The sequence below is a fragment of the Pseudomonas sp. NBRC 100443 genome, assembly GCF_030268185.1.
In the GTDB taxonomy this organism is placed as follows: Bacteria; Pseudomonadota; Gammaproteobacteria; order Pseudomonadales; family Pseudomonadaceae; genus Pseudomonas; species Pseudomonas citronellolis.
In genome coordinates this window covers 77,295-103,385 of record NZ_BSQE01000022.1, presented here as the reverse complement: position 1 = coordinate 103,385, position 26,091 = coordinate 77,295, and the positions used below count along the sequence as shown (strand labels likewise).

The 26,091-nt window shown below is 68.5% G+C and carries 20 protein-coding genes and 1 pseudogene; 9 read left to right on the top strand and 12 right to left on the bottom strand.

What is annotated here, in order from left to right:
- Window positions 1-91: 91 nt before the first annotated feature.
- The 3 genes from QSJ95_RS25280 to rlmF all read left to right on the top strand — a co-directional run bounded on the left by QSJ95_RS25280 (window position 92) and on the right by rlmF (window position 3,533).
- The gene (locus QSJ95_RS25280; RefSeq protein WP_285646118.1) at window positions 92-1,924 is read left to right on the top strand and encodes an SLC13 family permease; all 1,833 of its coding nucleotides are present in this window, start codon (window positions 92-94) and stop codon (window positions 1,922-1,924) included.
- 17 nt (window positions 1,925-1,941) lie between these two features.
- Window positions 1,942-2,238, top strand: a complete 297-nt coding sequence (locus tag QSJ95_RS25275) for a winged helix-turn-helix domain-containing protein (RefSeq protein WP_009616132.1) — start codon at window positions 1,942-1,944, stop codon at window positions 2,236-2,238.
- Window positions 2,239-2,543: 305 nt separating this feature from the next.
- A complete protein-coding gene (rlmF, locus tag QSJ95_RS25270; protein WP_058487348.1) occupies window positions 2,544-3,533 on the top strand; it encodes a 23S rRNA (adenine(1618)-N(6))-methyltransferase RlmF in 990 nt (329 codons plus the stop codon).
- Here the strand turns inward: rlmF and QSJ95_RS25265 are convergent, their stop codons facing one another.
- The 4 genes from QSJ95_RS25265 to sbcD form a co-directional block, all read right to left on the bottom strand.
- Window positions 3,534-4,076, bottom strand: a complete 543-nt coding sequence (locus QSJ95_RS25265) for a hydrolase (RefSeq protein WP_058487349.1) — start codon at window positions 4,074-4,076, stop codon at window positions 3,534-3,536. It lies immediately after the preceding gene.
- Window positions 4,077-4,472: 396 nt separating this feature from the next.
- Window positions 4,473-5,174 (bottom strand): Dps family protein, encoded by a 702-nt coding sequence (locus tag QSJ95_RS25260; protein WP_009616129.1) that lies wholly within the window; start codon window positions 5,172-5,174, stop codon window positions 4,473-4,475.
- Window positions 5,175-5,365: 191 nt separating this feature from the next.
- Complete coding sequence (gene sbcC, locus QSJ95_RS25255) at window positions 5,366-8,806, bottom strand: exonuclease subunit SbcC (RefSeq protein ID WP_285646109.1); 3,441 nt, start codon at window positions 8,804-8,806, stop codon at window positions 5,366-5,368.
- Complete coding sequence (gene sbcD / locus QSJ95_RS25250; RefSeq protein ID WP_285646106.1) at window positions 8,806-10,026, bottom strand: exonuclease subunit SbcD; 1,221 nt, start codon at window positions 10,024-10,026, stop codon at window positions 8,806-8,808. Before sbcD ends, sbcC begins: the two co-directional genes overlap by 1 nt.
- Window positions 10,027-10,132: 106 nt before the next feature.
- Between sbcD and QSJ95_RS25245 the strand changes: the two genes are divergently transcribed.
- Both QSJ95_RS25245 and yejK read left to right on the top strand, forming a co-directional pair.
- On the top strand, window positions 10,133-11,500 hold the full coding sequence (locus QSJ95_RS25245) for a TAXI family TRAP transporter solute-binding subunit (protein ID WP_285646103.1): 1,368 nt from the start codon (window positions 10,133-10,135) through the stop codon (window positions 11,498-11,500).
- Window positions 11,501-11,564: 64 nt separating this feature from the next.
- Window positions 11,565-12,569: a nucleoid-associated protein YejK gene (yejK, locus tag QSJ95_RS25240; RefSeq protein ID WP_043273068.1), complete on the top strand. Its 1,005-nt coding sequence runs from the start codon at window positions 11,565-11,567 to the stop codon at window positions 12,567-12,569.
- Window positions 12,570-12,996: 427 nt separating this feature from the next.
- Here the strand turns inward: yejK and QSJ95_RS25235 are convergent, their stop codons facing one another.
- The 8 genes from QSJ95_RS25235 to QSJ95_RS25200 all read right to left on the bottom strand — a co-directional run bounded on the left by QSJ95_RS25235 (window position 12,997) and on the right by QSJ95_RS25200 (window position 20,681).
- Window positions 12,997-13,932, bottom strand: a complete 936-nt coding sequence (locus QSJ95_RS25235) for a glutathione S-transferase family protein (RefSeq protein ID WP_285646098.1) — start codon at window positions 13,930-13,932, stop codon at window positions 12,997-12,999.
- Window positions 13,933-14,006: 74 nt separating this feature from the next.
- Window positions 14,007-14,306 carry a GIY-YIG nuclease family protein gene (locus QSJ95_RS25230; protein ID WP_043313457.1) on the bottom strand — a complete coding sequence of 100 codons (300 nt, stop codon included), beginning with the start codon at window positions 14,304-14,306 and terminating at the stop codon, window positions 14,007-14,009.
- On the bottom strand, window positions 14,303-15,001 hold the full coding sequence (locus tag QSJ95_RS25225; protein WP_061562635.1) for a glutathione S-transferase C-terminal domain-containing protein: 699 nt from the start codon (window positions 14,999-15,001) through the stop codon (window positions 14,303-14,305). The genes QSJ95_RS25230 and QSJ95_RS25225 overlap by 4 nt, the downstream gene beginning before the upstream one ends.
- Before the next feature lie 488 nt (window positions 15,002-15,489).
- Window positions 15,490-16,206: a phosphatidylcholine synthase gene (gene pcsA / locus QSJ95_RS25220; RefSeq protein WP_009616121.1), complete on the bottom strand. Its 717-nt coding sequence runs from the start codon at window positions 16,204-16,206 to the stop codon at window positions 15,490-15,492.
- Between the two features lie 250 nt (window positions 16,207-16,456).
- Window positions 16,457-17,230 (bottom strand): amino acid ABC transporter ATP-binding protein, encoded by a 774-nt coding sequence (locus QSJ95_RS25215; RefSeq protein WP_009616120.1) that lies wholly within the window; start codon window positions 17,228-17,230, stop codon window positions 16,457-16,459.
- 12 nt (window positions 17,231-17,242) lie between these two features.
- Complete coding sequence (locus tag QSJ95_RS25210) at window positions 17,243-18,340, bottom strand: amino acid ABC transporter permease (RefSeq protein ID WP_043313461.1); 1,098 nt, start codon at window positions 18,338-18,340, stop codon at window positions 17,243-17,245.
- Window positions 18,341-18,349: 9 nt separating this feature from the next.
- Complete coding sequence (locus QSJ95_RS25205) at window positions 18,350-19,534, bottom strand: amino acid ABC transporter permease (protein WP_043273080.1); 1,185 nt, start codon at window positions 19,532-19,534, stop codon at window positions 18,350-18,352.
- A gap of 118 nt (window positions 19,535-19,652) precedes the next feature.
- On the bottom strand, window positions 19,653-20,681 hold the full coding sequence (locus tag QSJ95_RS25200; protein ID WP_043273082.1) for an amino acid ABC transporter substrate-binding protein: 1,029 nt from the start codon (window positions 20,679-20,681) through the stop codon (window positions 19,653-19,655).
- A 468-nt stretch (window positions 20,682-21,149) separates the two neighbouring features.
- Between QSJ95_RS25200 and QSJ95_RS25195 the strand changes: the two genes are divergently transcribed.
- The 4 genes and pseudogenes from QSJ95_RS25195 to QSJ95_RS33060 form a co-directional block, all read left to right on the top strand.
- Window positions 21,150-21,803, top strand: a complete 654-nt coding sequence (locus QSJ95_RS25195) for an alpha/beta hydrolase (protein ID WP_285646082.1) — start codon at window positions 21,150-21,152, stop codon at window positions 21,801-21,803.
- A 179-nt stretch (window positions 21,804-21,982) separates the two neighbouring features.
- Window positions 21,983-22,921, top strand: coding sequence for a GGDEF domain-containing protein (locus QSJ95_RS25190; protein WP_009616115.1), 939 nt, complete (start codon window positions 21,983-21,985; stop codon window positions 22,919-22,921).
- A 104-nt stretch (window positions 22,922-23,025) separates the two neighbouring features.
- Window positions 23,026-24,564: an ATP-dependent RNA helicase RhlB gene (gene rhlB, locus QSJ95_RS25185; protein WP_009616114.1), complete on the top strand. Its 1,539-nt coding sequence runs from the start codon at window positions 23,026-23,028 to the stop codon at window positions 24,562-24,564.
- 328 nt (window positions 24,565-24,892) lie between these two features.
- A pseudogene (locus QSJ95_RS33060) lies at window positions 24,893-25,765 on the top strand (cache domain-containing protein); the annotation flags it as partial.
- Window positions 25,766-26,091 lie beyond the last annotated feature (326 nt).

Sequence of the window (26,091 nt, the reverse complement as noted above, 5' to 3'; positions counted from 1 at the left end):
CTGCGGGAGGCTTCGCTAAGCTGCATCGGATCAAGGCATTGCGCCCGTCGCCCGGGCACAATGCCCGCCGATTCGCCGGCTAAGGAAGCGCATGAATCCGCAACTGCTCTGGGTCCTGTTCCTGCTCGCCACCGCGGTGGCGCTGTTCGTCGTCAACCGGCCGCGCATGGACGTGGTCGCCCTGCTGGCCATGGTCGCCCTGCCGCTGACCGGCGTGCTCAGCGTGCAGGAAGCCCTGGCCGGCTTCGCCGACCCCAGTGTGGTGCTGATCGCCGCGCTCTTCATCATCGGCGAGGGTCTGGTGCGCACCGGCGTGGCCTACCGCATCGGCGAATGGCTGACGCACAAGGCCGGCAGCGACGAGACGCGCCTGCTGGTGCTGCTGATGCTGGCGGTGGCCGGGCTGGGCTCGGTGATGAGTTCCACCGGCGTGGTGGCGATCTTCATCCCGGTGGTACTGAGCGTCGCCGGGCGCCTGAACGTCTCGCCGGCGCGGCTGATGATGCCGCTGAGCTTCGCCGGGCTGATCAGCGGCATGCTTACCCTGGTGGCCACGCCGCCGAACATGGTGGTGCACAGTGAACTGGTGCGCGAGGGCGAGCCGGGCTTCGGCTTCTTCAGCTTCACCCCCATCGGCCTGGTGATCCTGGTCCTGGGCGTGGCCTACATGCTGGTGGCCCGGCGCTGGCTCGGCGACAACCGCGACGGCCCCGGCAACGCCGCGCAGCGCCGCTCGCTGCGCGACCTGATCCGCGACTACCAGTTGGCCGGGCGCGAACGCCGGCTGCGCATCCGCCCCGACTCCACGCTGGCCGGCATGAGCCTCGGCGACGTCCAGCTGCGCACCGAGCGCGGCACCAACGTGATCGCCATCGAGCGCCTGGCGCGCTTCCGCCTGAAGATCCTCAGCCCCGGCGCCGACGTGGTGTTGCAGGTCGGCGACGTGCTGCTGGTGGACATCTACCAGCCGGGCATCGACCTGCTCGCCCTCTACCACGAATACGGCCTGGAGCCGCTGAGCCTGCACGGCGACTACTTCACCGAGCGCGCCCACGAGGTGGGCATGGCCGAGGTGACGCTGCCGCCGGAGTCCGCGCTGCTGGGCAAGAGCATCCTGCAGCTGGGCTTTCGCAGCCAGTACGGGCTCAACGTGGTGGGCCTGCGGCGCAACCGCGAAGCGGTGGTCGACGGCCTGCTGGACGCCAAGCTGAAGGTCGGCGATACCCTGCTGGTGGTGGGCGCCTGGAAGGACATCCGCCAGCTCCAGGGCCAGGGCCGCGACTTCCTGGTGCTGAGCCTGCCGGCGGAGGTGGACGAGGCCGCGCCGGCGGCCAGCCAGGCGCCCCACGCGCTGCTGAGCCTGGGGGTGATGGTGCTGCTGATGGTCAGCGGCCTGGTGCCCAACGTGCTGGCCGCGCTGATCGCCTGCCTGCTGATGGGCGCCTTCCGCTGCATCGACATGGACAGCGCCTACCGCGCCATCCACTGGCAGAGCCTGGTGCTGATCGTCGGCATGCTGCCCTTCGCCCTGGCCCTGCAGAAGACCGGCGGCATCGACCTGGCGGTGCAGGCCCTGGTGGCGGCCCTGGGCGGCGCCGGGCCCTACCTGATCCTCGCCAGCCTGTTCCTGCTCACCGCGCTGATCGGCCTGTTCATCTCCAACACCGCCACCGCCGTGCTCATGGCGCCGGTGGCCATCGCTACCGCCAGGGCCCTGGGCGCCCAGCCGGAACCCTTCGCCATGATAGTGGCGCTGGCCGCCTCGGCGGCCTTCATGACGCCCATCTCCTCGCCGGTGAACACCCTGGTGCTGGGCCCCGGGCACTACCGCTTCGGCGACTTCGTCAGGGTCGGCGTGCCCTTCACCCTGCTGGTGATGATCGTCAGCGTGTTGCTGGTACCCTGGCTGCTGCCGCTGTATTGACCGAACAAGGAAAGCCCATGGAAGTGAGCAAGACCAAGAGCAGTTTCTACCGCCGCCTGTACGTCGCCTGGCTGGTGCACAGCGGCCAGGCCAGCAGCGTGCCGGCGCTGATGGAAGCCACCGGCATGCCCCGGCGCACCGCCCAGGACACCCTGGCGGCGCTGGCCGACCTGGACATCGACTGCGTGTTCGAACAGCACGCCGGCGAGCGCAACAACGCCGGGCACTACCGCATCCGCGACTGGGGCGCCATCGATCCGCGCTGGATCGAGGCGAACCTGGGCAAGATCAAGGCGACTCTGGAATACCCCTGAATCCGCCTTGTAGCGGACCTTGTCCGCGATAACCGGACATATCGGCGCGGTTCGCGGATGAGATCTCCTACGCCGCCCCACCCACGCCATTCCCCTGTAGGAGCGCGCCCTGCGCGCGAATCGCGGGCAGGGCCCGCTCCTACAGGTTGCCGGGGAGCACGGCATTCCTCCCCCGTAGGAGCGGACCTTGTCCGCGATAGCCGGACGTCCCGGCGCGGTTCGCGGATGAGATCCGCTCCTACGAGAAGCAGAAGGCGCGCTTCTGTGGGAAAATCGCCCTCCGCTCCCCTGCCCTGCCGCCCGCCATGCCCAAGCCGCCGAAACGCCCCGCCAAGCCGCAACCGCTGCGCGATCCCGCCGCGAAGAAGCCCGACCTGCTGCACCCGCGCAACCGCCACCAGGGGCGCTACGACTTTCCCAGCCTGATCGCCGCCAGCCCCGAGTTGGGCGACTACGTGATCACCAACCCCTACGGCAAGCCCAGCATCGACTTCGCCGACCCGCAGGCGGTGCGGGTGTTCAACCGCGCGCTGCTCAAGGCGCAGTACGGCATCGGCCACTGGGAAATCCCCGCCGACTTCCTCTGCCCGCCGATCCCCGGCCGCGCCGACTATGTGCACTACCTGGCCGACCTGCTGGCCGAGGACAATAAAGGCTGCGTGCCGCGCGGGCCCGGCGTGCGGGTGCTGGACATCGGCGTCGGGGCCAACTGCATCTACCCGCTGATCGGCCACCGCGACTATGGCTGGCGCTTCCTCGGCGCCGACATCGAACCCGCCGCCCTGGCCTCGGCGCGCAACATAGTGCTGGGCAACCCGGGCCTGGCCGAGGCCATCGAGCTGCGCCAACAGAGCGAGCCGCAGCACATCTTCCACGACCTGCTGCACGCCGACGAACGCTTCCACGCCAGCCTGTGCAACCCGCCGTTCCACGCCTCCCCCGAAGAGGCCCGCGCCGGCAGCCGGCGCAAGTGGAAGAACCTCGGCAAGCTCGACCCCTCGCGCAAGCTGCCGCTGCTGAACTTCGGCGGGCAGAGCAACGAGCTGTGGTGCGAGGGCGGCGAGATCGCTTTCCTCAAGCGCATGGCCAGCGAAAGCCGCGAAGTGGCGCAGCAGGTGCAGTGGTTCAGCTCGCTGGTGTCCAAGGCCGGCAACCTCGACGACTTCCGCCGCGCCCTGAAGAAAGCCGGCGCGCTGCAGGTGCGCACCCTGGACATGGCCCAGGGGCAGAAGCAGAGCCGCTTCGTCGCCTGGACCTTCCACGACGCCGAGGCGCGCGCCGCCTGGTACCGCTGACTAGCGGATGAACTCGCGGCTGACGGCGCGGAAGGTCTCGCTGCCGGCGCGCTCCAGCCATTCGAAGGCGACCATCTCGCGGTTGACGATCACCGCGCCGGCCTGGCGCATGCGCTCCAGGGCCAGGACCTTGTCCTCCGGGCGCCGCGAGCCGACCGCCTCGGCCACCACATAGACCTCGCGGTCCTCGGCCAGCAGGCCGAGCACGCTCTGCAGCACGCAGACGTGGGCCTCGGTGCCGCACACCACGAACTGCCGGCGCTCGCCGCCGGGCAGTTGTAGCAGACCAGGGTCGGCCACCGCGGAGAAGGCGATCTTCTCCAGGATGGCCGCGGCCGGCAGGTGCTCGCGCAACTGCGCCAGGGTCGGGCCCAGGCCCTTGCTGTACTGCTCGGTGGCCAGCACCGGCACGCCCAGGCGCTGCGCCACGGCCAGCAGCCAGGCGCTGTGCTGCAGCAGCGCCTCGGCGTCGTGGATGGCGGGGAACAGGCGTTCCTGGATGTCGATGAGGAGGAGGGTCGAGGTGGGGGCGTGGAGCAGCATGGGGGAGTCTCCTGAGTGTGGTTCTTCTTTTTCGGCTTGCTGTGTGGGGGTGTCAACCGGGAAAGCAGGTCGACACAAATGCAGGGAAGAGAATGAGCAAAGGTGAAGCGCTGGAGCAACATCAAGTCCGCTCCCTCTCCCCAGCCCTCGGCTGCGCGCCCCGCCCTGAAGGGAGAGGGGGCTTGTCCGTGCCGAGAGAAGGCTTGGTTTCAGCCGGCAGCCTCTGTGCTAGCCGGCTGACTCCAAAACATCAGCGTCTGCCCAACGGTCCCCTCTCCCTTCAGGGAGAGGGTTAGGGAGAGGGCAAGCGGGGTCGCAGCACACACTGTCGCCCACCTCCACATCAAAGAAAAAGGCCCCTGCAAAAGGGGCCCTCCTCTCTTCAGCCATGCACCCTCAATGCCCCGTCACATCCCCGCGGCGGCTGGTCTCGAAGAGGAACCAGGTGCGCTGCTCGGTCTCGTCGATCCAGTTCTCGATGAGGCTGGCGGTGGCGATGTCGTGGTACTCGTCGCACAGATCGTGGACTTCGCGCATGTAGGCGGTCAGCGACTTGTTGTCTTCCTGCAGCTCGGCCAGCATGTCCAGCGGCTGGACGAACTCGGCGTCGTTGTCGGCGATGCGCTTCAGGCGGCCGATGTGGCCGATGGAGCGGATGGTGTTGCCGCCGATCTTGCGCACGCGCTCGGCGATCGGGTCGGTCATGGCGAAGATTTCGGTGGCCTGGTCGTCCAGCAGCAGGTGGTAGTCGCGGAAGTGCGGGCCGCTCACGTGCCAGTGGAAGTTCTTGGTCTTCAGGTACAGGGCGAAGACGTCGGCCAGCAGGCGGCTCAGGGCCGCGCTGAGGTCGCGGGTGGCGTCCCTGGACAGGTCCGACGGGGTGGCCAGGGCCGGGGCGCGGCGTGGCGCTGGCTTGGCCGCGGCGGCGGGCTTGGCGGCAGCTGCCGGTTTGGCGGCGGGTTTCTTCGCTGCCGGCTTCTTCGCCGCGGCAGGTTTCGCAGCAGCGGGTTTGGCAGCGGCCGGCTTGGCCGCAGCCGGCTTGCTGGCGACGGTCTTGGGTGCAGCGGGTTTCTTCGCAGTGGCTGCGGTTTTCTTCATCTCGATCACCTCAAGGGGTCTTGTGGATGCCGCCCCTGTGCGTGCCGAAACTGGCGGTCCGGGACGAGCCTGACGCACTCCCTGCGTTATTCCTCTCACAGCCAAGAGTGCGCTCTTGAGCCTACCTCGCCGCGCTTCGATTGCAAGTCGTCGCGCCGCCCAACGTGCGGCGCAATGACGCCGGGCAAGGCTCAGGATTGCACGGCGAAGCACGCATCGAGGCGGCTGTACCCCATACCGACACCTTTGTGCACCTTGAGTTGCACGGGAATGCGTTCCTTGAGCGCCTCGACGTGGCTGATCACGCCGATGCTCTTGCCGCTGGCGTTGAGGCTGTCGAGGGCGTCCAGCGCCACTTCCAGGGTCTCGCCGTCGAGGGTGCCGAAGCCTTCGTCGAGGAACAGCGAATCGATGCTGGTCTTGTGGCTGACCAGGTCGGACAGCGCCAGGGCCAGCGCCAGGCTGACCAGGAAGCTCTCGCCGCCGGAAAGGGTGCGGCAGTCGCGGGCGACGTCGCCCTGCCAGGTGTCCACCACCTCCAGTTCCAGCTCGCCGTCGCTGCGCCGCGCCAGTTGGTAGCGGCCGTGCAGGCGCTGCAGTTGCCGGTTGGCCAGGTGCACCAGGTGGTCGAGGGTCAGGCCCTGGGCAAAGCGCCGGTACTTGGCGCCATCGGCGGAACCGATCAGGCCGTTCAGGCGTTGCCAGAGATCGTGGTGCGCCTCCTGCGCGGCGATCTCGGCGAACAGCGCCTGCTGGCTGGCGCGGCGGGCGTCGTCGCCTTGCAGTTGCGCGCGCACTTCGCCCTGGCGCTGGCCCAGTTCGCGCAGCTGGGTGGCGAGGGCCTGCAACTGCCCGTCGAGGGCCGGTAGCTCCAGTTCGCCCAGCGGTTGCGCGCGCAGTTGGCGCTCGGCCTCCTCGGCGGCGACGCGCAACGCCACGGCTTCGGTCAGCGCGGTGTCCAGGCGCGTCTTGAGTTCGCCCAGGCGCTGGCGCTCGCCATCCTCCAGCAGCGCATCGAGGAAGGCCGCCAGGTCGGCGAACGGGCTTTCAGCTAACGCCTGCTGCCAGGCTCGCTCGCATTCAGCCAGAGTCGTGCGCGCCTGCTCCAGGTGCACGGCGAGGCTCTGCTCGCGACCGAGCAGCGCATCGGCCTGGCGCTGCGCCGCCTGCAGGGCCGCCTCCGCCGCTTGCAGGGCCTGTTGCGGCTGCGCCTCGGGCGCCGGCTCCGGCAATACCTGCTCGCCACTGGCGCTCCAGCGTTCGCGCCACTGCCCGGCCTGCGCTTCGGCTTCCTGCAACAGGCGCCCGGCTTCGCGCTCGGCCTCCTGCAGTTGCTGGTCCCGTTGCTGGGCCTGCTGCCAGGCGCGCCATTCGCCTTCGCGCTCGGCCAGCCAGGCTGCGCCTTGCTCAGGCAAGGCGGCGGCGAAACCGTCGAGGCTGGCCAGCAGCTCGGCGGCCTGGCGTTCGGCCTGGGTTTGCAGTTGCTCCAGGCGTTGCTGCTGTTCCGCCTGGCGCTGCTGTGCGTTGTCCAGGTCGCGACGCAGCAGGGCCTCCTGCTGCAGCGCGGCCGCATGGCTGCGCTCGGCGCTCTCGCGGGCGCTCGCGGCCTGCTGCAATTCGCCCTTGAACGCATCGAGCGCCGCCAGGCGCTCCTGCAGGTCGGCCAAGGCCTGCTCCTGGGCCTGGCGGATCGCGGCCAGGCCGGCGGCATCCTCGATGGCGAGGTGCTGTTCGGCCGACTGGCGCTGCCATTGGGCATCGAGCTGGTGCAGTTGTTCGCGCAGTTGCTCCAGCTGTTGCCGAGCCTGTGCCGCCTGGGCCGTCACGTCGGAGAGTTCGTCGCGCAGCGCCACGCCGTCGCTTTCCAGAGCGGCCAGGGCCGTGCGGCATTCGTCGAGGGCACGGCGCGTCTGCGATACGTCCAGCGCCTGGTAGCTGGCGATGGCCGGGTGCTCGTGGGAGCCGCACAAGGGGCAGGCTTCGCCGGGCTGCAGTTGTGCGCGGTAGGCCTCCAGGGCCTGGATGCGCTGCTCCTGCTCCAGCAGTTTTTCCTTGTCGGCGACCTGCTGCTTCAGCGCCTTGTAGCGCTCGCGCAGTTCGGCGATCGCGGTTTCCTTCTGCGCCTGGCGTTGCTGCAGCGAATCGAGCTGGGGTTGCAGGCGGGCAGCCTGCGCGCTGGCCTGCTCGCGGCTCTGCGCCAGCTGTTGCAGGCGGTCCAGTGCCCTGCCCTGCTGCTGCAGTTGCTGCCAGCGCTCACGCAGGGCGCTTTCGCCGGCGCCTTGCAGCAGGGCCTGCAAGCGCGCCTGCTGCTGCGCCTCGGCCTGGCGCGCCGCGTCCAGCGCCTGCCCGGCGTCGGCCAGGGCCTGGCCCTGGGCGGTGAGTTGGCAGTGCAAGGATTGGATGGCGGAGGCTTCCTGCTCTAGGCGCGCGCGGGCGCCCTGCAGTTCGCCGCCGAGCTGTTCGCGCTGGGCGAATTGCGCGCGCCAGCCACCCAGCAGTTCACCCAGGCGGGCACGTTGCGGGTGCGCGGCGAGCTGCGCCTGTACTTCGCGGCGCTGCGTTGCGAGTTCATCGATGGCGAGCTGGCGCTGCCCCGCCCACTGCGCGCTGTACTGGCTGGCCTGCCACAGGCTGCGCACGGCCTGCTCCGCGCAGTCCCGTTGCTGGCGTTGCAGGTCCGCCAGGCCGGTTTCGTCCCGTTCCAGCGCCTGGCGCGCCTGTTGCCAGGCTGCATGCAGGGGCTGCAGGCGCGCCGCCGGCTCGCTGGCGGCCAGGCGCTGCAGGTCGGGGGCCGCCTGGAGCAGGGCGTCGCGGGCCTGCTGCTCGCGCGCGACGGCCTGCTGGTGCTGTTGTTCGGCGCGAGAAAGGTCCTCGCGCCAGCGGCGCTGGGCCTGCAATTCGGCCTGACGCTGGAGCAGCGGGGCTTCCTCGGCCAGCAGGCGTTCGGCCTCGGCCCGCAGTTCGCCGCGCTGTTCCTCGCTGAGCAGCTCCATGCCTTCGGCACGGCTCTTCAGCAATTCCAGATCGTTCTGCGCCGCCTTGCTGCGCTCGTACACGCGCTGGGAAATCAGCCCGTAGATCTCGGTGCCGGTGAGTTCTTCCAGCAGGGCCGCGCGGTCGTTGGCGCTGGCTTCGAGGAAGGCGGCGAAACCACCCTGGGCCAGCAGCATGGACTTGGTGAAGCGGCCGAAGTCGAGGCCGGTGAGCTGCTCGATCCGGCTCAGCTTTTCGCTGACCTTCTCGGCAAGGATCTCGCCTTCGCCGCCCGCAACAGCAATGCGCGCCAGCTCGACCTTGGCATCCTGCAAGGCGCCGCTGACCTTGCCATGGGCCCGGCGCTGGCTCCAGAAAGCACGATAACGCTGGCCTTTCACTTCAAACTCGACCTCCGCCAGGCACTCGGCGGTATGCCGGGTCATGAGTTCGTTGCTGCCCTTGGACAGCGTTCCCATGCGCGGCGTGCGGTGGTACAGGGCCAGGCAGATGGCGTCCAGCAGGGTGGTCTTGCCGGCGCCGGTGGGCCCGGTGATGGCGAACAGGCCGTTGCCGGCGAAGGGCTCGGCGGCGAAGTCGATCTTCCACTCGCCCTTGAGCGAGTTGAGGTTCTTCAGGCGCAGGCTGAGGATGCGCATCAGGCTTGCTCCTCCTGCAGTTCGGCGACCACCTGGCGGTACAGCCCGGCCAGCTCCTGGCGCAGCGGCGGTTCCAACTGCTCGGCGTCCAGGCGTTGTTCGAAGACGTCCTCGGCGGAGAGCTCGTCGAGGGTCTCGCGCGCCTCGCCGAACAGCCCCACCTGCTGGCTACCACGTTCGCGGCGGGTGCGCAGCACTTCCACCGGCAACTCCTCGCAGAGCTTCTCCAGGCGCGCCTGCAGGTCGTTCAGGTAGTCGTCGCTGCGCACCAGCACTTCCACCCACACCGGGCGTTCCGGAGTGCCCAGGCTGGCGGCTTCGGCCAGCGCCGCGGGCAGGCTGTCGAGGTCGCCGGCCAGCGACTGCAAGGGTTGGAAGCAGGGCACGGCTAGCGGCGTCACCGCGCGCAGGCCGCTTTCGTCGAGGTCCACCAGCAAGACTTCCTTGGCCTGTCGCGCCTCGTCGAAGCTCAGGGCGATGGGCGAGCCGCAGTAGCGGATGTGCTCCAGGCCGCCGACCTTCTGCGGCCGGTGGATGTGCCCCAGGGCGATGTAGTCCGCCGCCGGGAAGGCGCTGGTGGGGAAGGCTTCCAGGCTGCCGACGTAGATTTCCCGCACCGACTCGCTGGCGCTGGCGCCGACCGTGGTCAGGTGCCCGGTGGCGACTATCGGCAGCTTGCCACCGAGTTCGGCACGCTTGGCCTCGGCCAGGGCGAACAGTGCCTGGTAATGCGCCTGGATGCCCTGCTGCAGGGCCAGCTGCTTGTCCTGGGCGCTCTGCCCGGCCTGGCTGGCCAGCAGGTCGCGCGGGCGCAGGAAGGGAATGGCGCAGAGCACCGCGCCCGGCGTGCCGTCGCGTTGCGGCAGCACCAGCAGTTGCCGGTCGAGGTCGGCGCCGGCGGCGGCGATCACCCGCGTGCCGAGCACCGCCAGCAACTCGCGGGACTCCTCCAACATCGCCACCGAGTCGTGGTTGCCGCCCAGCACCACCAGGCTGGCGCCGGTCTCGCGCAGTTCGACGATGAAGCGGTTGTACTGCTCGCGGGCGTAGCTGGGCGGCGCGCCGGTGTCGAACACGTCGCCGGCGATGATCACCGCGTCCACGTCGTGCTCGCGCACGCGCTCCACCAGCCAGCGGCAGAAGGCGCGGTGTTCGGCCTCGCGGCTCTTGCCCATGAAGTGCTGGCCGAGGTGCCAGTCGGAAGTGTGGAGGATGCGCATGCGCCTGCTGTCCCGCTGTCTGATCCAGCCGGCGATGATACCCGCTTCCGGGGTGCGCCCGCGCCAGGCTGGCTATCCTGAAGGAACGCCGGCCGGGAATCAGACCATGCAACGCCTGCTCAACATGCTCCGCGACCTCGCCATCCTGGTGCGCGCCAACCTGTGGATAGTGCCCGTGCTGGCTGCCCTGGTGGCCGCGGTCTTCTACTTCGTCGCGCCGCCGCCGCCGATGAGCGCGACCCTCGCCACCGGCGCCCCTGACGGCGGCTACGCGGCCTTCGGCGAAAAGCTGCGGGCCGAGCTGGCCGAACAGGGCTTCGAGCTGAAGCTGGTGCCCAGCGCCGGCTCGCGGCAGAACATGGACCTGCTGCTGGACGAGCACAGCGGCGTGGACATCGCCCTGGTGCAGAGCGGCCAGGAACGCCAGCTCGCCGCCGGGCAACGGCAGCGCCTGCAGACCCTCGGCGCCATGTTCCAGGAGCCGCTGTGGCTGTTTCAACGCCGCGACGTGCACATCGACCGCATCGCCGACCTGCTGCCCCTGCGCGTGGCCCTGGGCAGCCGCGGCAGCGGCACCGAGGCGATCACCGCGGCCATCCTCCAGGCCAACGGCATCGGCGACGAACAGCACCCCGCCGGCTGGCAGGCCAGCGGCGGCGACAGCGCCGCCGACGCGCTGCTGGCCGGCAGCCTGGACGCCGCCTTCTTCGTCGGCCCGGCGGACAACCCGCTGATCCAGCGCCTGGCCGCCAGCGAGCAACTGCTGCTGGCCGGCTTCCGCCGCGCCGACGCCTACGAGGCGCGCCTGCGCTTCCTCAAGCGCCTGGAGGTGGGCGAAGGCCTGCTGAACCTGGAACACAACGTGCCGCACCGCAACCTGACCACCCTGTCGCCGGTGGCCACCCTGGTGATCAACGAGCGTTTCCACCCGGCGCTGACGCCGCTGATCCTCCAGGCCGCGCGCCAGGCGATGCGCCAGGGCAGCCTGCTCGACGCCCCCGGCGCCTTCCCCGCCGCCGAGCCGCGCACCCTGCGCCTGAACGAGGACGCCGAGCGCTACTACAAGAGCGGCCTGCCGCTGCTGCAGCGCTTCCTGCCGTTCCGCATCGCCTCCCTGGCCGACCGCTACATCATCCTGCTGATCCCCTTCATCGCCATCCTCATCCCGCTGTTCAAGTCCATCGGCCCGCTGTACCGCTGGCGCATCCGCGCGCGCATCTACCGCTGGTACCGCTACCTGCGGGAAATCGACCGGCGCCTGGACGAGCACACCGGCAGCGCGGAACTCAGCCGCGAGGTCGAGCGCCTGGAGAGCCTGGAGGCCGAGCTGTCGCGGGTGGAGGTGCCGCTGTCGTACTACAACGAGCTGTACGAGCTGCACCTGCACCTGAACTACGTGATCCGCCGCCTGCGCCAGCTGCGCCGCAACCGCCGCGAACGCGACGGCGAGGCGCCGCTGGACAAGGCCGGGTGAGCGTGGCGCGTCGCGCTCGGGTAAACTGGCGGCTTTGCCACCATCGTCCAGAGCCGAGCCCGAGATGCCGATTCGTCACGCCATCGTCCACCTGATCGACAAGAAGCCCGACGGCAACCCCGCCACGCTGCACGCGCGCGACGCCGAACTGGGCGACTCCCAGGCCATCGAGAACCTCATGGCCGACCTCAACGAAAGCTACAACGCCAAGCCGAACAAGGCCTGGGGCCTGTTCCAGGAAGAGTCCGGCGCCTACCCGTTCAGCGGCTGGCTGGCCGAGTACCTGGACGGCGGCAAGGACTTCGTCGCCTTCAGCCGCCAGGCCGTGGAGCACCTGAAGAGCCTGATGGAGGAATCCAACCTCTCCACCGGCGGCCACGTGCTGTTCTGCCACTACCAGCAGGGCATGACCGACTACCTGAGCATCGCCCTGCTGCACCACAGCGAGGGCGTGGCGGTGACCGAGGCGCTGGAAGTGGCGCCCTCGCGCCACCTGGACCTGGGCCAGTTGCACATGGCGGCGCGGATCAACTGCTCGGAATGGCGCAACAACAAGACCTCCAAGCAGTACATCTCGTTCATCAAGGGCAAGGGCGGCAAGAAGGTCTCGGACTACTTCCGCGACTTCATCGGCTGCCAGGAAGGCGTCGACGCCCCCAGCGAGACGCGCACCCTGCTCAAGGCCTTCAGCGACTACGTGGAAAGCGAGGACCTGCCCGAAGAGCAGGCCCGCGAGAAGACCGACACCCTGGTCGACTACGCCACCAGCCAGGCGCGCCTGGGCGAGCCGATGGCCCTGGACGCGCTCTCCGAGCTGATGGACGACCAGGCGCCGCGGGCCTTCTACGACTATATCCGCAACAAGGACTACGGCCTGGCCCCGGAAATCCCCGCGGACAAGCGCACCCTCAACCAGTTCCGCCGCTTCACCGGCCGCGCCGAGGGCCTGTCGATCAGCTTCGAGGCGCACCTGCTGGGCAGCAAGGTGGAGTACGACGAGGAGCGCGACATGCTGATCATCCGTGGGCTGCCGACGCAGCTGCACGACCAGCTCAAGCGGCGCAAATAACCGCGAATCGCGGACGGAGTCCGCTCCTACGTGTCCAGGAAGCACGGTCGTAGGAGCAACTGTCTTGCGCCGAGGTGCTTTTCGTAGGATGGGTTGAGCTTGCGATACCCATGCTGCCGGAGTGATGGGTATCGCTCCGCTCAACGCCATCCTACGAAAAGCCGTGCTTCCTGGAACCGTAGGACCTTGTCCGCGATAGCCGGACATTCCGGCGCGATTCGCGGATGAGATCCGCTCCTACGTCCCCCACCCACGCCATTCCCCGTAGGGCGCATAACGCCTACGGCGTTATCCGCCGTTGTCCCGGCTGTAGCGGGCCCTGCCCGCGATTCGCGCGCAGAGCGCGCTCCTACAAGGGAATGGCGTGAAGGGAATTGCGTGGCTGGCGCTTTTCGGGCCAAAGGCCAAGGGCCGTGGCTCCTGCGTTTCAGCGTGCCTCGACGGCGAACCCCAGCCGCGGGAAATGCACATGCACCACCCCGGCGCGCGGGTCCTCGCGGCGCAGGATCAGTTCCTCGCTGCCCATGTGCAGCAGTTCCCCCTCCACCGGATCGACGCCGTAGTCGGTCGCCGCGATGGCCACCCGCTGGCCGGCCCGCAGGCCGTTGGCGTCGCTGAACGGTTCGTCCGGCAGCGCCGCCGGCTGGCTGTCGCGGGCCACGGCGATGGCTTCCTCGCTGCCCATCTCGCTGTGCGCGCCATGGCCGAAGCCGAGCACCCGGCCCAGCCAGGCCACGACGGACGGATAGGCGTCCACCAGCGGCGAAGTCACCGGGGTGGCCTTGACGAACCAGAGCACGTGGGCCACGGCGAAGTCCGCCACGGACGGCTCGCCGAACAGGAAGTCGCCCTCCTCCCGCGCCAGTTGCTGCTCCAGCCGCGCCATGAACACCGGCCACTGCTGGCGCGCCTGCTCGGCCGGCAGGCGCGCGGCGCTGCCGCCGCTGAACAGCTGACTGCGGTCGGCGACGAAGGCCTTGAGGAATTCCGGCGGCAGCTTGCCGAAGCGCACGGCGATGGACTCGGGCTGGAACACCAGGCTCACGCCGTGCTGGAACAGCACCGAATCGGCCCAGGCGGCGAAGGCGGCGACGCTGAACTCCTGGCCCTCGGGGAACAGCGCCGGGGTGGCCTTCTCCTGCTCCAGGCGGCGGGCGATCAGCGCGGTGTCGCAGTAGACATCGGCCCCCACCTGCAGCACCGGCGTCTTGCGGTAGCCGCCGGTGAGCGCCAGCAGGTCGGGCTTGGGCATGATCGGCGGGATCAGCACCGAGCGCCACGACAGCTGCTTGAAGCCCAGCAGCAGGCGGGCCTTCTCGGCGAAGGGGGAAGTCGGGTAGTGGTGAAGGATCAGCTCGGACATGCGGGGCTCCGTTGGCCGGCGTTGAGGGCCTTCCAGCTTACTCCGCCGCGGCGCGCGGTCCTACCCGGTCGAAGCTATGGACGGCCATCCGCCGCGCTGATGGCCAGGGCCGCGCCGGCCAGCGCCAGGCGCTCCTTGGCCGGCTTGCCCAGGGCCTTGATCGCCCGCTCGCGGCGCAGCGCCTCGCCCTTGCCGGCGCAGGCCTCGACGTATACCAGCGCCTGCGCCGGGCTGGAATGGAAGAAGCGCGCGCCACGCCCGCTGCAGTGCGCCTCGAAGCGCCGCTGCGGGTCGTCGCTGATGCCGCAGTAGAGCGCGCCGTTGGCGGCGCGCACCAGGTAGACGAACCAGGGCTTGGGCTCGGCCTGGGTCATGTCCAGACCCGCTGCTGCATGCGCTCGCAGTAGCCGACCAGGCGCTCGTATTCGCGCGCCATGTGGTTGAGGGGGGTTTCCAGGGTGCACAGCACCAGGTTGGCGAGTATCCCGTAGGCCGCGGCATCGGCGCTGCAGGGCTGGGCGCCGCCGAAATACGGCAGGTCGCCGAGCATGCCGTCGAGGGCGTCGAGGTCCTGGCGGGCGAAGCTCAGCAGTTCCTCGCGGCTGTGGGCGGTCAACCCGCGGCCACGCATCTCGCCGCGGATCTTGCGGCGCACCAGCGCGCCGACCACCGGCCGCAGCGGCGCCGGGATGCCGCGCAGCAGCACCGGGGCGACCTGGCGCCAGCCGTCCTCCTCCAGCCAGCGGAAGTACACCAGCAGCGGCGCCAGGTGCTCGTCGCACAGCCGCGTGATCGACACCGCCCAGCCACGCCCGCGGGCATCGAGGCCGGCGTCCAGGTCCAGGGCGAAGCGCTGCTGGAGGTCGTGGATGATGATCTCGGTGTCGGCGACGGTCTGCCCCTCGACCTTGATGAAGGGCAGCTTGCCCTTGGGCCCCTTGCGCGGATCCGTCACGTGCTGCACCTGGTATTCCAGCCCGGACAGGCGCAGGAAAGTCTCCAGCTTCAGGCAGAAGGGGCTGACGTTGGGCACATTGAAGGCCGGGGGGAACTGGAACAGGGTGATCATGGCGAGGCTTCCTGCGCGGGCTCGCCTGGTATTTAAGCGCATGCCAGGCGCCGCGGCGAGCCCTGTCGGAGTGCTATCAGACATGACCGGGTTCGCCGGGTGGCTCGGGTGCCGCCTCCGTAACGGTTCTGAAACCCGTCATTCCCGCGGACGGAGGGCGTATGAGCGTTCACGGTTATCCGCCCCTGGTCGTGCCACCGGGGCGTCCGGCGTGGCCGGGGAATCCAATCGCGGACAGAGTCCGCTCCTACGCCGCCCAACCCACGCCATTCCAATGTAGGAGCGCGCCCTGCGCGCGAAATCGCGGGCAGGGCCCGCTCCTACACCTTCCAGCAAATATGACACCCCGTAGGATGGGTTGAGCTTGCGAAACCCATGCGGTGACGCTGATGGGTATCGCTTCGCTCAACCCATCCTACGAAGAGCCATGCTCGCTCATGCCATAGGAGCGGCCGCCCTGCGATGAAACCGGAACACCCCGCTCTATCTCAGTTGAACCACTCCATGGCCGTGCGCCAGACACACACGCCGACGAAATACGCCGAAGCCACGAACCACAGCCACAACAGCCAGGTCTGGTCCACCGGCTGCTGCAGGATCAGCAACGCGCTACTGAACATCCAGACGAAGGTCACCGCAATATTCAGCGGCATGAACTGGCGCACCCGGAAGGGGTGCAGGAACTTCATCCGCGTCAGCGTCAGGCCCGCCAGCACCAGCACCGTGACCAGGCTTACCCACGGGCCGGGCCCGAGGACGAAGAAATACACCGCCACCACGTTCCAGGCCGCCGGGAAGCCGACGAAGTAGTTGTCCTTGCTCTTCATGTTCACGTTGCAGAAGCAGAACAGCGAGGACACCAGGATGACGCCGACGATCGCCAGCTCGCTGTGCACCGGCAGCGGCACGTAGCGGTAGATGAAGATCGCCGGGATGAACACGTAGGTGAGGTAGTCGATCACCAGGTCCAGGGTGGAGCCGTCGAAGTGCGGCAATACCGCCTTGACGTCGAACTTGCGCGCCAGGGTGCCGTCCAGGCCGTCCACCAGCAGGGCCGCGCCCAGCCACAGCAGGCAGGCCTGCGGGCGGTTGTCGACCAGCGCGAGCAGCGCCAGCAGGGCCAGGATGACGCCGCTGGCCGTCACCGCGTGGGCGCTCCAGGCCTTGGCTTTGCTCAGGTTCAACGGAGTGAGGGTCAGGTTCACGGCGCTTCTCTTCAGTCAGGCGGCAGTGCGAGCTATTTCAACGTATAGCCCATCCGTGGGTTTCCACAGGATGCTCCTGGGTATCGGAACACCGATCCGACGGCCGAGTTCAGCCGGCCGGCCTTGGTGGGCGTGGAAAAGGCCAGGATACGCCGAAGCGCACCCGCAGCGCCAAGGGCGCTGACGAGCGTAGGACGGCTTTCGGACGCCAGAGATGCGGCGCGGCCCGCGGGGGCCGCGCCGCGCAGGCTCAGTGGATGATCTGGCTGAGGAACAGCTTGGTGCGGTCGGATTGCGGGTTGTCGAAGAACTGGTCCGGCGGCGCCTGTTCGACGATCTCGCCCTTGTCCATGAAGATCACCCGGTTCGCCACGGTGCGGGCGAAGCCCATCTCGTGGGTCACGCAGAGCATGGTCATGCCGCTCTGGGCCAGGCCGATCATGGTGTCCAGCACCTCCTTGACCATTTCCGGGTCGAGCGCCGAGGTGGGTTCGTCGAACAGCATGATCTTCGGCTTCATGCACAGCGCCCGGGCGATGGCCACGCGCTGCTGCTGGCCGCCGGAGAGCTGCCCGGGGAACTTGCTCGCCTGCTCGGGGATGCGCACCCGCTCCAGGTAGTGCATGGCCACTTCCTCGGCCTCGCGCTTGGGCATCTTGCGCACCCACATCGGCGCCAGGATGCAGTTCTGCAGCACGGTCAGGTGCGGGAACAGGTTGAAGTGCTGGAACACCATGCCGACCTCGCTGCGGATCGCCTCGATCTGCTTGAGGTCGTTGGTCAGCTCGGTGCCGTCGACGATGATGCTGCCCTGCTGGTGCTCCTCCAGGCGGTTGATGCAGCGGATGGTGGTGGACTTGCCCGAACCGGACGGGCCGCAGAGGACGATGCGTTCGCCCTGGCGCACGGTGAGGTTGATGTCCTTGAGCACGTGGAACTGGCCGTACCACTTGTTCACACCCTTCATCTCGATCATCACGTGATCGCCGATGGCCGGGACGGTCTTGTTGCTGGCTTCAGACATGATGACGAACTCCTAACGCTTGTGGCCGGTGTCCAGCTTGCGCTCCAGGTGCATGGAGTAGCGGGACATGCCGAAACAGAAGACCCAGTAGACCAGCGCGGCGAACACGTAGCCCTCGGTGGACATGCCCAGCCAGGCCGGGTCCGCGGTGGCGCGCTTGATGCTATTCAGGAAGTCGAACAGACCGATGATGATCACCAGGCTGGTGTCCTTGAACAGCGCGATGAAGGTGTTGACGATGCCGGGGATCACCAGCTTCAGGGCCTGGGGCAGGATCACCAGGCCCATCATCCGCCAGTAGCCCAGGCCCATGGCCGCGGCCGCCTCGTACTGGCCCTTGGGGATGGCCTGCATGCCGCCGCGGACCACCTCGGCGATGTAGGCGGCCTCGAACAGCACCACCATCACCATGGCGCGCAGCAGCTTGTCGAGGTTCATGCCCTCGGGCAGGAACAGCGGCAGCATCACCGAGGACATGAACAGCACGGTGATCAGCGGCACGCCGCGCCAGAACTCGATGGTGGTGACGCACAGGACCTTGATCGCCGGCATCTTCGAGCGCCGCCCCAGGGCCAGCAGGATGCCCAGCGGCAGCGCCCCGGCGATGCCCACGGCGGCGATCACCACGGTCAGCATCAGGCCGCCCCACTGGCTGGTGGGCACGTTGTCCAGGCCGAGGAAGCCGCCGTGCAGCAGCCAGTAGGACACCAGCGGCAGCGCCAGCAGGTAGGCCAGGCCGTACTTGAGCTTGTGCTGGAACTGGCGCAGGAACAGCGGCGCAGCGCCGACCACCACCAGCAGCACGTTGAGGTCCACCCGCCAGCGCAGCGCCTCAGGGTAGAAGCCGTACATGTACTGGCCGATGCGGGTGCTGATGAACACCCAGCAGGCCCCCTCGCGGCTGCAGTCGGCGCGGCTCTCGCCGACCCAGTCGGCCTTGAACACGGCCCATTCCAGCAGCGGCGGGACGATCAGCCAGATGACGTAGAGCCCGACCAGGGTCAGCAGGGTGTTGATCCAGCTCGAGAACAGGTTGGCGCGCAGCCAGCCGATGACCCCGACGCTGAGCGCCGGCGGCGGCAGATCGGGCTTGAAGGTATGGTTTGCCATGGCGTCCCCCTAGCGTTCGATCAGCGCGATGCGCTTGTTGTACCAGTTCATCAGCAGCGAGATGCTCAGGCTGATGGCCAGGTACACGCTCATGGTGATGGCCATGGTCTCGATGGCCTGGCCGGTCTGGTTGAGCACGGTGCCGGCGAACAGCGAGACCATGTCCGGGTAGCCGATGCCGGCGGCCAGCGAGGAGTTCTTCGCCAGGTTCAGGTACTGGCTGGTCAGCGGCGGCACTATCACCCGCAGCGCCTGCGGGATGATGATCAGCCGCAGCGTCTGCCCCGGGCGCAGGCCCAGGGAGCCGGCGGCCTCGGTCTGGCCGTGGCTGACCGCCTGGATGCCGGCGCGCACCGTCTCGCCGATGAAGGCGGCGGTGTAGATCGACAGCGCCAGGACGATGGACACCAGCTCCGGGATCACCACCCAGCCGCCGCGGAAGTTGAAGCCCTGCAGCACCGGCACGTCCCAGTGCACCGGCACGCCGGCCACCAGGATGGTCAGCGCCGGCAGCACGATCAGCGTGGCCAGGCCCGTGAGGAACACCGGGAAGGTCTTGCCGGTGGCGTGGCGGCGCACCTTGGCCCAGCGCCAGAGCACGGCCCAGGCGACGATGGCCAGGAGGACTGCGATGAGGAACGCCGGCAGCGCCTCGGTGGCCACCGGCGCCGGCATCTGCATGCCGCGGTTGTTGAAGAACAGCAGGCCGCCGACGCTCAGGCTCTGCCGCGGCCCGGGCAGTTGCGCGAGCACGGCGAAGTACCAGAAGAAGATCTGCAGCAGCGGCGGGATGTTGCGGAAGGTCTCGATGTACACCGTGGCGATCTTGCGCACCAGCCAGTTCGGCGACAGCCGGGCCACGCCGAGGACGAAGCCGATGATGGTCGCCAGGACGATGCCGATCACGGTCACCAGCAGGGTGTTGAGCAGGCCGACGAAGAACACCCGCCCGTAGGTGTCGGACTCGCTGTAGTCGATCAGGTGCTGGGAGATGCCGAAGCCGGCGCTGTTGCCCAGGAAGCCGAAGCCGGACTGGATGCCGCGGTGGGCGAGGTTGGTCTGGGTGTTGTCGAAGAGGAACCAGCCGAACGCCACCACGGCGACGACGGCGATGATCTGGAAGGCCCAGGCGCGCACGGCCGGGTCGCTGAGCGACAGGCCGCGCGGGCGCCGGGCTTTGACGGAATTCTGCATGTAAGCCCTCTCGCAGGCCGCCCCGGCGGGCACGGGGCTACGCCCGTGACCGCGCGGGGGACCTCACGTCGTTCGAAACAGGGCCCGCGCCCAGGATCCGGGCGCGGGCTGTGGGAGGTCAGCGCACCGGCGGTGCGTACTGCAGACCACCCTTGTTCCACAGGGCATTGAGGCCGCGCTTGATCTTCAGCTCGCTGCCTTCGCCGACGTTGCGCTCGAAGATCTCGGCGTAGTTGCCGACCTGCTTGACGATCTGCACCGCCCAGTCCTTCGGCAGCTTCAGGTCCTTGCCGTAGTCGCCCTCGGCGCCCAGCAGGCGGTTGATGTCGGGGTTCTTCGAGGACTTGGCCATCTGCTCGACGTTCTTCGAGTCGATCCCCAGCTCCTCGGCGTTGAGCATGGCGAACAGCGTCCAGCGGACGATGTCGAACCATTCCTCGTCGCCCTGGCGCACGGCCGGGCCGAGGGGCTCCTTGGAGATCACTTCCGGCAGCACCACGTAGTCGTCCGGCTTGGCCAGCTTGATGCGCTGCGCGTAGAGCTGCGACTGGTCGGAGGTGAGCACGTCGCAACGCCCGGATTCCAGCGACTTGGCGCTTTCGTCGGAGGTGTCGTAGGTGATCGGGGTGTACTTGAGGTTGTTCGAGCGGAAGTAGTCGGACAGGTTCAGCTCGGTGGTGGTGCCGGCCTGGATGCACACGGTGGCGCCGTCCAGCTCCTTGGCGCTGCTCACGCCGAGCTTCTTGTTCACCAGGAAGCCCTGGCCGTCGTAGTAGGTCACGCCGGCGAAGTTCAGGCCCATGGCGCTGTCGCGGGAACTGGTCCAGGTGGTGTTGCGCGAAAGCACGTCGATCTCGCCGGACTGCAGCGCGGTGAAGCGCTCCTTGGCGGTCAGCGGAGTGAACTTGACCTTGCTGGCGTCACCGAAGACCGCGGCGGCGATGCCATGGCAGACATCGACGTCGATGCCCTTGTAGACCCCCTTGGAATCGGCATAGGAGAAGCCCGGCAGGCCGTCGCTGATGCCGCACTGCACGAAGCCCTTCTTCTTCACCGCGTCCAGGGTGGCGCCGGCCTGGGCCATGCCGCTGAGCCCGAGGACGCTCAGAGCGGTCAGCACCGCCAGTGTGGATTTCACCATCTTCATCGATCACCTCCAGTTTGCTTTTATTCGTGTTGGAGTCCCGGCCCACTCGCCCTTGTGAGGCGCCGCACGGTCTGCTCCGGACCTTGCATCGAAGTGGAAACCTTAGGTCAGTCTAGCCGGCTCTGCGGATACGTCCGCTTCGCCGCCCAGGCTGCCCCGCTCGCGGATGACGCGAGCCGGACGTATTGCGGGGGCCGCCCTCACCTTGGCGGCCTGTTCAATGGGCTGCCCGCCCCGCCGACGGCACTGGTTTCCGGATGGGGGTCGGATAGAGTGTTACGCCGGCGGGACGGATCGCAGCCTGGTGCCTGAGTTAGCAAGGGCCGTACCAGAATGCCTCCCGCCCCTCGTTTCGGCGAAGGTCAAGTCGATAAGTTATGGCAAAGCGACATCCTTTTCGCAGATTCGCCGATCCTTTTTCCGGTGTGCGCGCCTTTGCGGCGCACATGCCCCATCCTGGAGCCCCCAATGAGCCAACCCCTGCTACTCGAACCCACCCAGCCGGCCGACTCGTGCGTCATTTGGTTGCACGGCCTGGGCGCCGACCGTTACGACTTCGAGCCGGTGGCGCGCATGCTGCAGAAGGTTTTGCCGCGCACCCGCTTCATCCTGCCCCAGGCGCCCACCCGCCCGGTGACGGTGTTCAACGGCATGCCGGCGCCCAGCTGGTACGACATCAAGGCCATGGCGCCGGCCCGGGCCATCGACGAGGCGCAGCTGGACGCCTCGGCCGACGCGGTGATCGCGCTGATCGAGGGCCAACTGGCCCAGGGCATCGCGCAGCGGCGCATCGTCCTGGCCGGCTTCTCCCAGGGCGGCGCGGTGGTGCTGCACACCGGCTACCTGCGCTGGCCGGGCGAGCTGGGCGGGGTCATGGCGCTGTCCACCTATGGCCCGACCTTCGACGACGACCTGCAACTGCCCGAGGCCAAGAAGCAGCAGCCGGCGCTGTGCCTGCACGGCACCTACGACGACGTGGTGGCGCCCGCCATGGGCCGCGCCGCCTACGACTTTCTCCAGCGGCAGGGCGTGGCCGCGCAGTGGCGCGACTACCCCATGGCCCACGAAGTCAGCAACCAGGAGATCGCCGACATCGCCGCCTGGCTGCGCGAGCGCCTGTGACGGCGCATTGCGGGCCTCTCGCGGGATAGTCGTCAGGCTGGGCCGACCGCTGGTCGGTCCACCACGCCAGCGAATTGCCAGTACGCAAAAGTCATTAATACTGAAGTTCCCGAAGGACGAACCAGACTACGGAGAGTCGTCGTGCCCCTCAGCGGAACCTGTCGAAAGCCCCATCAGCCATGAAGCCGACACAGTGGCAGCAGGATATCCAGCAGTTGCGCCACCTGCGGCTGTTCCAGAACGTCGCCGGGACCGCCTTGCAGCGGCTGCTCAACGAATTCCGCGCGCTGGAGCTGGAGGCCGGCGAGGTCCTGCTTTCGCCCTTCAACCGCAACCACTTCCTCTACCTGGTGCTCGAAGGGCAGCTCAAGGTCTACCTCGGCTCCCTGGACAACTCCCCGGTGTCCACCCTGGGCAGCGGCGACTGCGCCGGGGAAATCAGCTTCATCGACCATGACCACCCGTCGGCCTACGTGGTGGCCACCGAGGCCACCCGCGTGCTGCGCCTGCACCGCGAGGCGCTGCTGAGCCTGTTCGAGCACTCCCCGCAATTGATGCAGAACCTGCTGGAGATGCTCTGCGCGCGGGTGCGCCAGGGCAACCGGATCATCCTCAACACCGAGCAGAACGCCAACATCGACACCCTCACCGGGCTGTTCAACCGGCGCTGGCTGGAGCACGTCTACGAGCGCGAGAGCACCCGCTGCGCGTTCAACGAGCAGCCGCTGGCGATGCTCATGCTGGATGTCGACCACTTCAAGGACTACAACGACCGCCATGGCCACCTGGCCGGCGACTACGCCCTCTGCCTGGTGGCCCACACCCTGCGCAGCCAGCTGCGGCCCAAGGACAGCATGGCGCGCTTCGGCGGCGAGGAATTCGTCATCCTGCTGCCGGAAGTGAGCCTGGACGAGGCCCGCGCCATCGGCGAGCGCCTGCGCATGAGCCTGGAGCAGATCGACTCCTTCTATTCCCCGCTGGGCGCCCTGCCCGGCGTCACCGTGTCCCTCGGCGTGGCCGAGATGCACCTGCAGGAAAGCCTGCAGGGCCTGCTGCGGCGCGCCGACGAGGCCCTGTACCGGGCCAAGCAGCACGGCCGCAACCGCCTCTGCGGCTGATCCACGGCAGGCTTTGGCCGACGCCCCCAACGCACGGATTTCGCCTGGCTGGCAACTTGCTTTACACTGACGGCCGTTCAATCCTTAACCACTACGAGATCACCGTGCTCAAGGCACTCAAGAAAATCTTCGGCAAGGGCGAGGGCGAGCAGCCCGCCGCAACGCCCACCCCAGCCCCCTCCTCCCCCGCAGCCGCCAGCCAGGACGGCGAACAGCGCCCGCGCAAACCGCGCGCTCCCCGCCCCGAAGGCGAACGCAACGACAAGCCGCCGCGCCCGCCCAAGGGCGACAAGCCGCGCGGCGAACGCCAGGACCGCGGCGGCGACCGCCCGGAGAAGGCCGAGCGCACCGACAAGCCGCCGCGCGAAAAAACCGAGAAGACCGAGCGCCCGCGCCGCGAGCGCAAGCCCAAGGCGCAGGTGGTGGACAACTGGAAGCTGGAAGACTTCGTGGTCGAGCCGGCCGAAGGCAAGACGCGCTTCCACGACTTCAACCTCGACCCGCGGCTGATGCACGCCATCCACGACCTCGGTTTCCCCTACTGCACGCCGATCCAGGCGCAGGTGCTGGGCTTCACCCTCAGGGGCCAGGACGCCATCGGCCGCGCCCAGACCGGCACCGGCAAGACCGCCGCCTTCCTCATCTCGATCATCACCCAGCTGCTGCAGACGCCGCCGCCCAAGGAACGCTACATGGGCGAGCCGCGCGCGCTGATCATCGCGCCGACCCGCGAGCTGGTGGTGCAGATCGCCAAGGACGCCGTGGGCCTGGCCAAGTACACCGGGCTGAACGTCATGAGCTTCGTCGGCGGCATGGACTTCGACAAGCAGCTCAAGACCCTCGAATCGCGCTACTGCGACATCCTCGTGGCCACCCCCGGCCGCCTGCTGGACTTCAACCAGCGCGGCGAGGTGCACCTGGACATGGTCGAGGTGATGGTGCTGGACGAAGCCGACCGCATGCTCGACATGGGCTTCATCCCCCAGGTCCGCCAGATCATCCGCCAGACCCCGTACAAGGGCGAGCGCCAGACCTTGCTGTTCTCCGCCACCTTCACCGACGACGTGATGAACCTGGCCAAGCAGTGGACCGTGGACCCGGCCATCGTCGAGATCGAGCCGGAGAACGTCGCCAGCGACACCGTCGAGCAGCACGTCTACGCCGTGGCCGGCAGCGACAAGTACAAGCTGCTGTACAACCTGATCGCGCAGAACGACTGGACCCGCGTGATGGTCTTCGCCAACCGCAAGGACGAGGTCCGCCGCATCGAGGAACGCCTGACCAAGGACGGCATCAGCGCCGCGCAGATGTCCGGCGACGTGCCGCAGCACAAGCGCATCAAGGTCCTGGAAGGCTTCCGCGAAGGCAAGATCCGCGTGCTGGTGGCCACCGACGTGGCCGGCCGCGGCATCCACGTCGAAGCCATCAGCCACGTGATCAACTTCACCCTGCCGGAAGACCCGGACGACTACGTGCACCGCATCGGCCGTACCGGCCGCGCCGGCAGCACCGGCACCTCGATCAGCTTCGCCGGCGAGGACGACGCCTTCGCCCTGCCGCCGATCGAAGAGCTGCTGGGCCGCAAGATCACCTGCGAGATGCCGCCCGCCGAGCTGCTCAAGCCGGTGCCGCGCAAGCACTGATCCCCGCGCGAAACGGAAAAAGGCGAAGCCACGGGCTTCGCCTTTTTCGTTTCCGCCGGCGTTACGCCCAGTGACGCCAGGCGAGCGCGGTGACGCACCGGCGCGGTGCGCAGCGCCCCATTCGTCCCGCCGGGTCCGCCGGGACGACGCCTCCCCTCTCCCCACCAAACAATGGCACCCGGCCATCGTCCTGCCTGGGCCCGGGGCTGACAGCTGAGCAGATAAACGAACGGCCTGATCGATTTTGTTTACGCTCGTAAATAAATTTGCACGCTTCTTGCAGAATTTTTTACGACATCCTTCAGAACAAGCCTTCGGAATCCCGCCCATGCCCTTGCGCGCCAAGCTCGCCCTCAGTTTCCTGCTCATCGGCCTCATCCCGGTGCTGGTCATGGCCATGGTGGTCTACCACCAGGCCAGCCGCGCCCTCGAAGAACAGAGCCTGAACGCCCTGGAGGCGGTGGCCAGCATCAAGCAGCGGCAGCTGATGGACGCCTGGCAGGCGCGCCACGACCAGCTCAGCAGCCTGGCCGGCAACCTCGGCGCCAACTACGCGGGGCTGGAGAGCGAGGCGCTGGTCACCACCGCCAACTACGACCGCCCGGTGTTCGAGAACTTCACCAAGACCTTCGGCTACCGCGAGCTGCGCCTGGTGGCCAGCGACGGCAGCGTGGTCTTCAGCCTGGGCCGCGGCGCCGACTACCAGCAGAACATGAACGCCGAGCAATGGCGCGATACGCCCTTCGGGCGCTTCGTCCGCGGCGCCCTGGGCAGCGGCAAGGCGAGCATCAGCGACCTGGAGCCGGCCCTGGACGACAAGCAGCCTGTGCAATGGCTGGCCGCGCCGATCAAGGACCACGACAAGCTGCAGCTGCTGCTGGTGCTGGAGCTGCCGCTGAAGGCGATCAACGACGTGATGCAGAGCCGCCAGGGCCTGGGCGAGGCCGGCGAGACCTACCTGGTGGGCGGCGACGGGCGCCTGCGTTCGGACTCGGCGCGTTTCGCCGACCATCGCGTGCGCCGCGCCGGCGACGCGCCCGCCGCCCTCCCCGGCCAGGCCAGCGAAAAGGCCCTGGCCGGCGAACAGGGACGCCTGACCGAGCCCGGCCTGAGCGGCGCGACGGCGCTGAAGTCCTTCGTGCCGCTGAACCTCGACGGCCTGCACTGGGCGCTGGTGGCGGAAATGGACCAGGACCAGGCCTTCGCCCCGGTGCGCAAGCTGATGTGGCAGATGCTGGTGCTGGGCCTGCTGACCCTCGCCGGCGTGGCCGCCGGCACCTGGCTGGTCAGCCGCAGCGTGATGCACCCGCTGGGCGGCGAACCGGCGAGCATGGCGGCCCTGGCCCAGCGCCTGGCCAACGGCGAGCTGAAGCTGGCCGGCGGCGCCGATGCCGGCAGCGGCCTGATGCAGGCCCTGCACGAGATGGCCGCGGCCTGGCGCCAGGTGGTCGAGCGCCTGCGCCAGGCCAGCGAAGCGGTGGGCGACGCCAGCGGCGACATCCTCGACGCCGCCGGGCGCACCAGCAG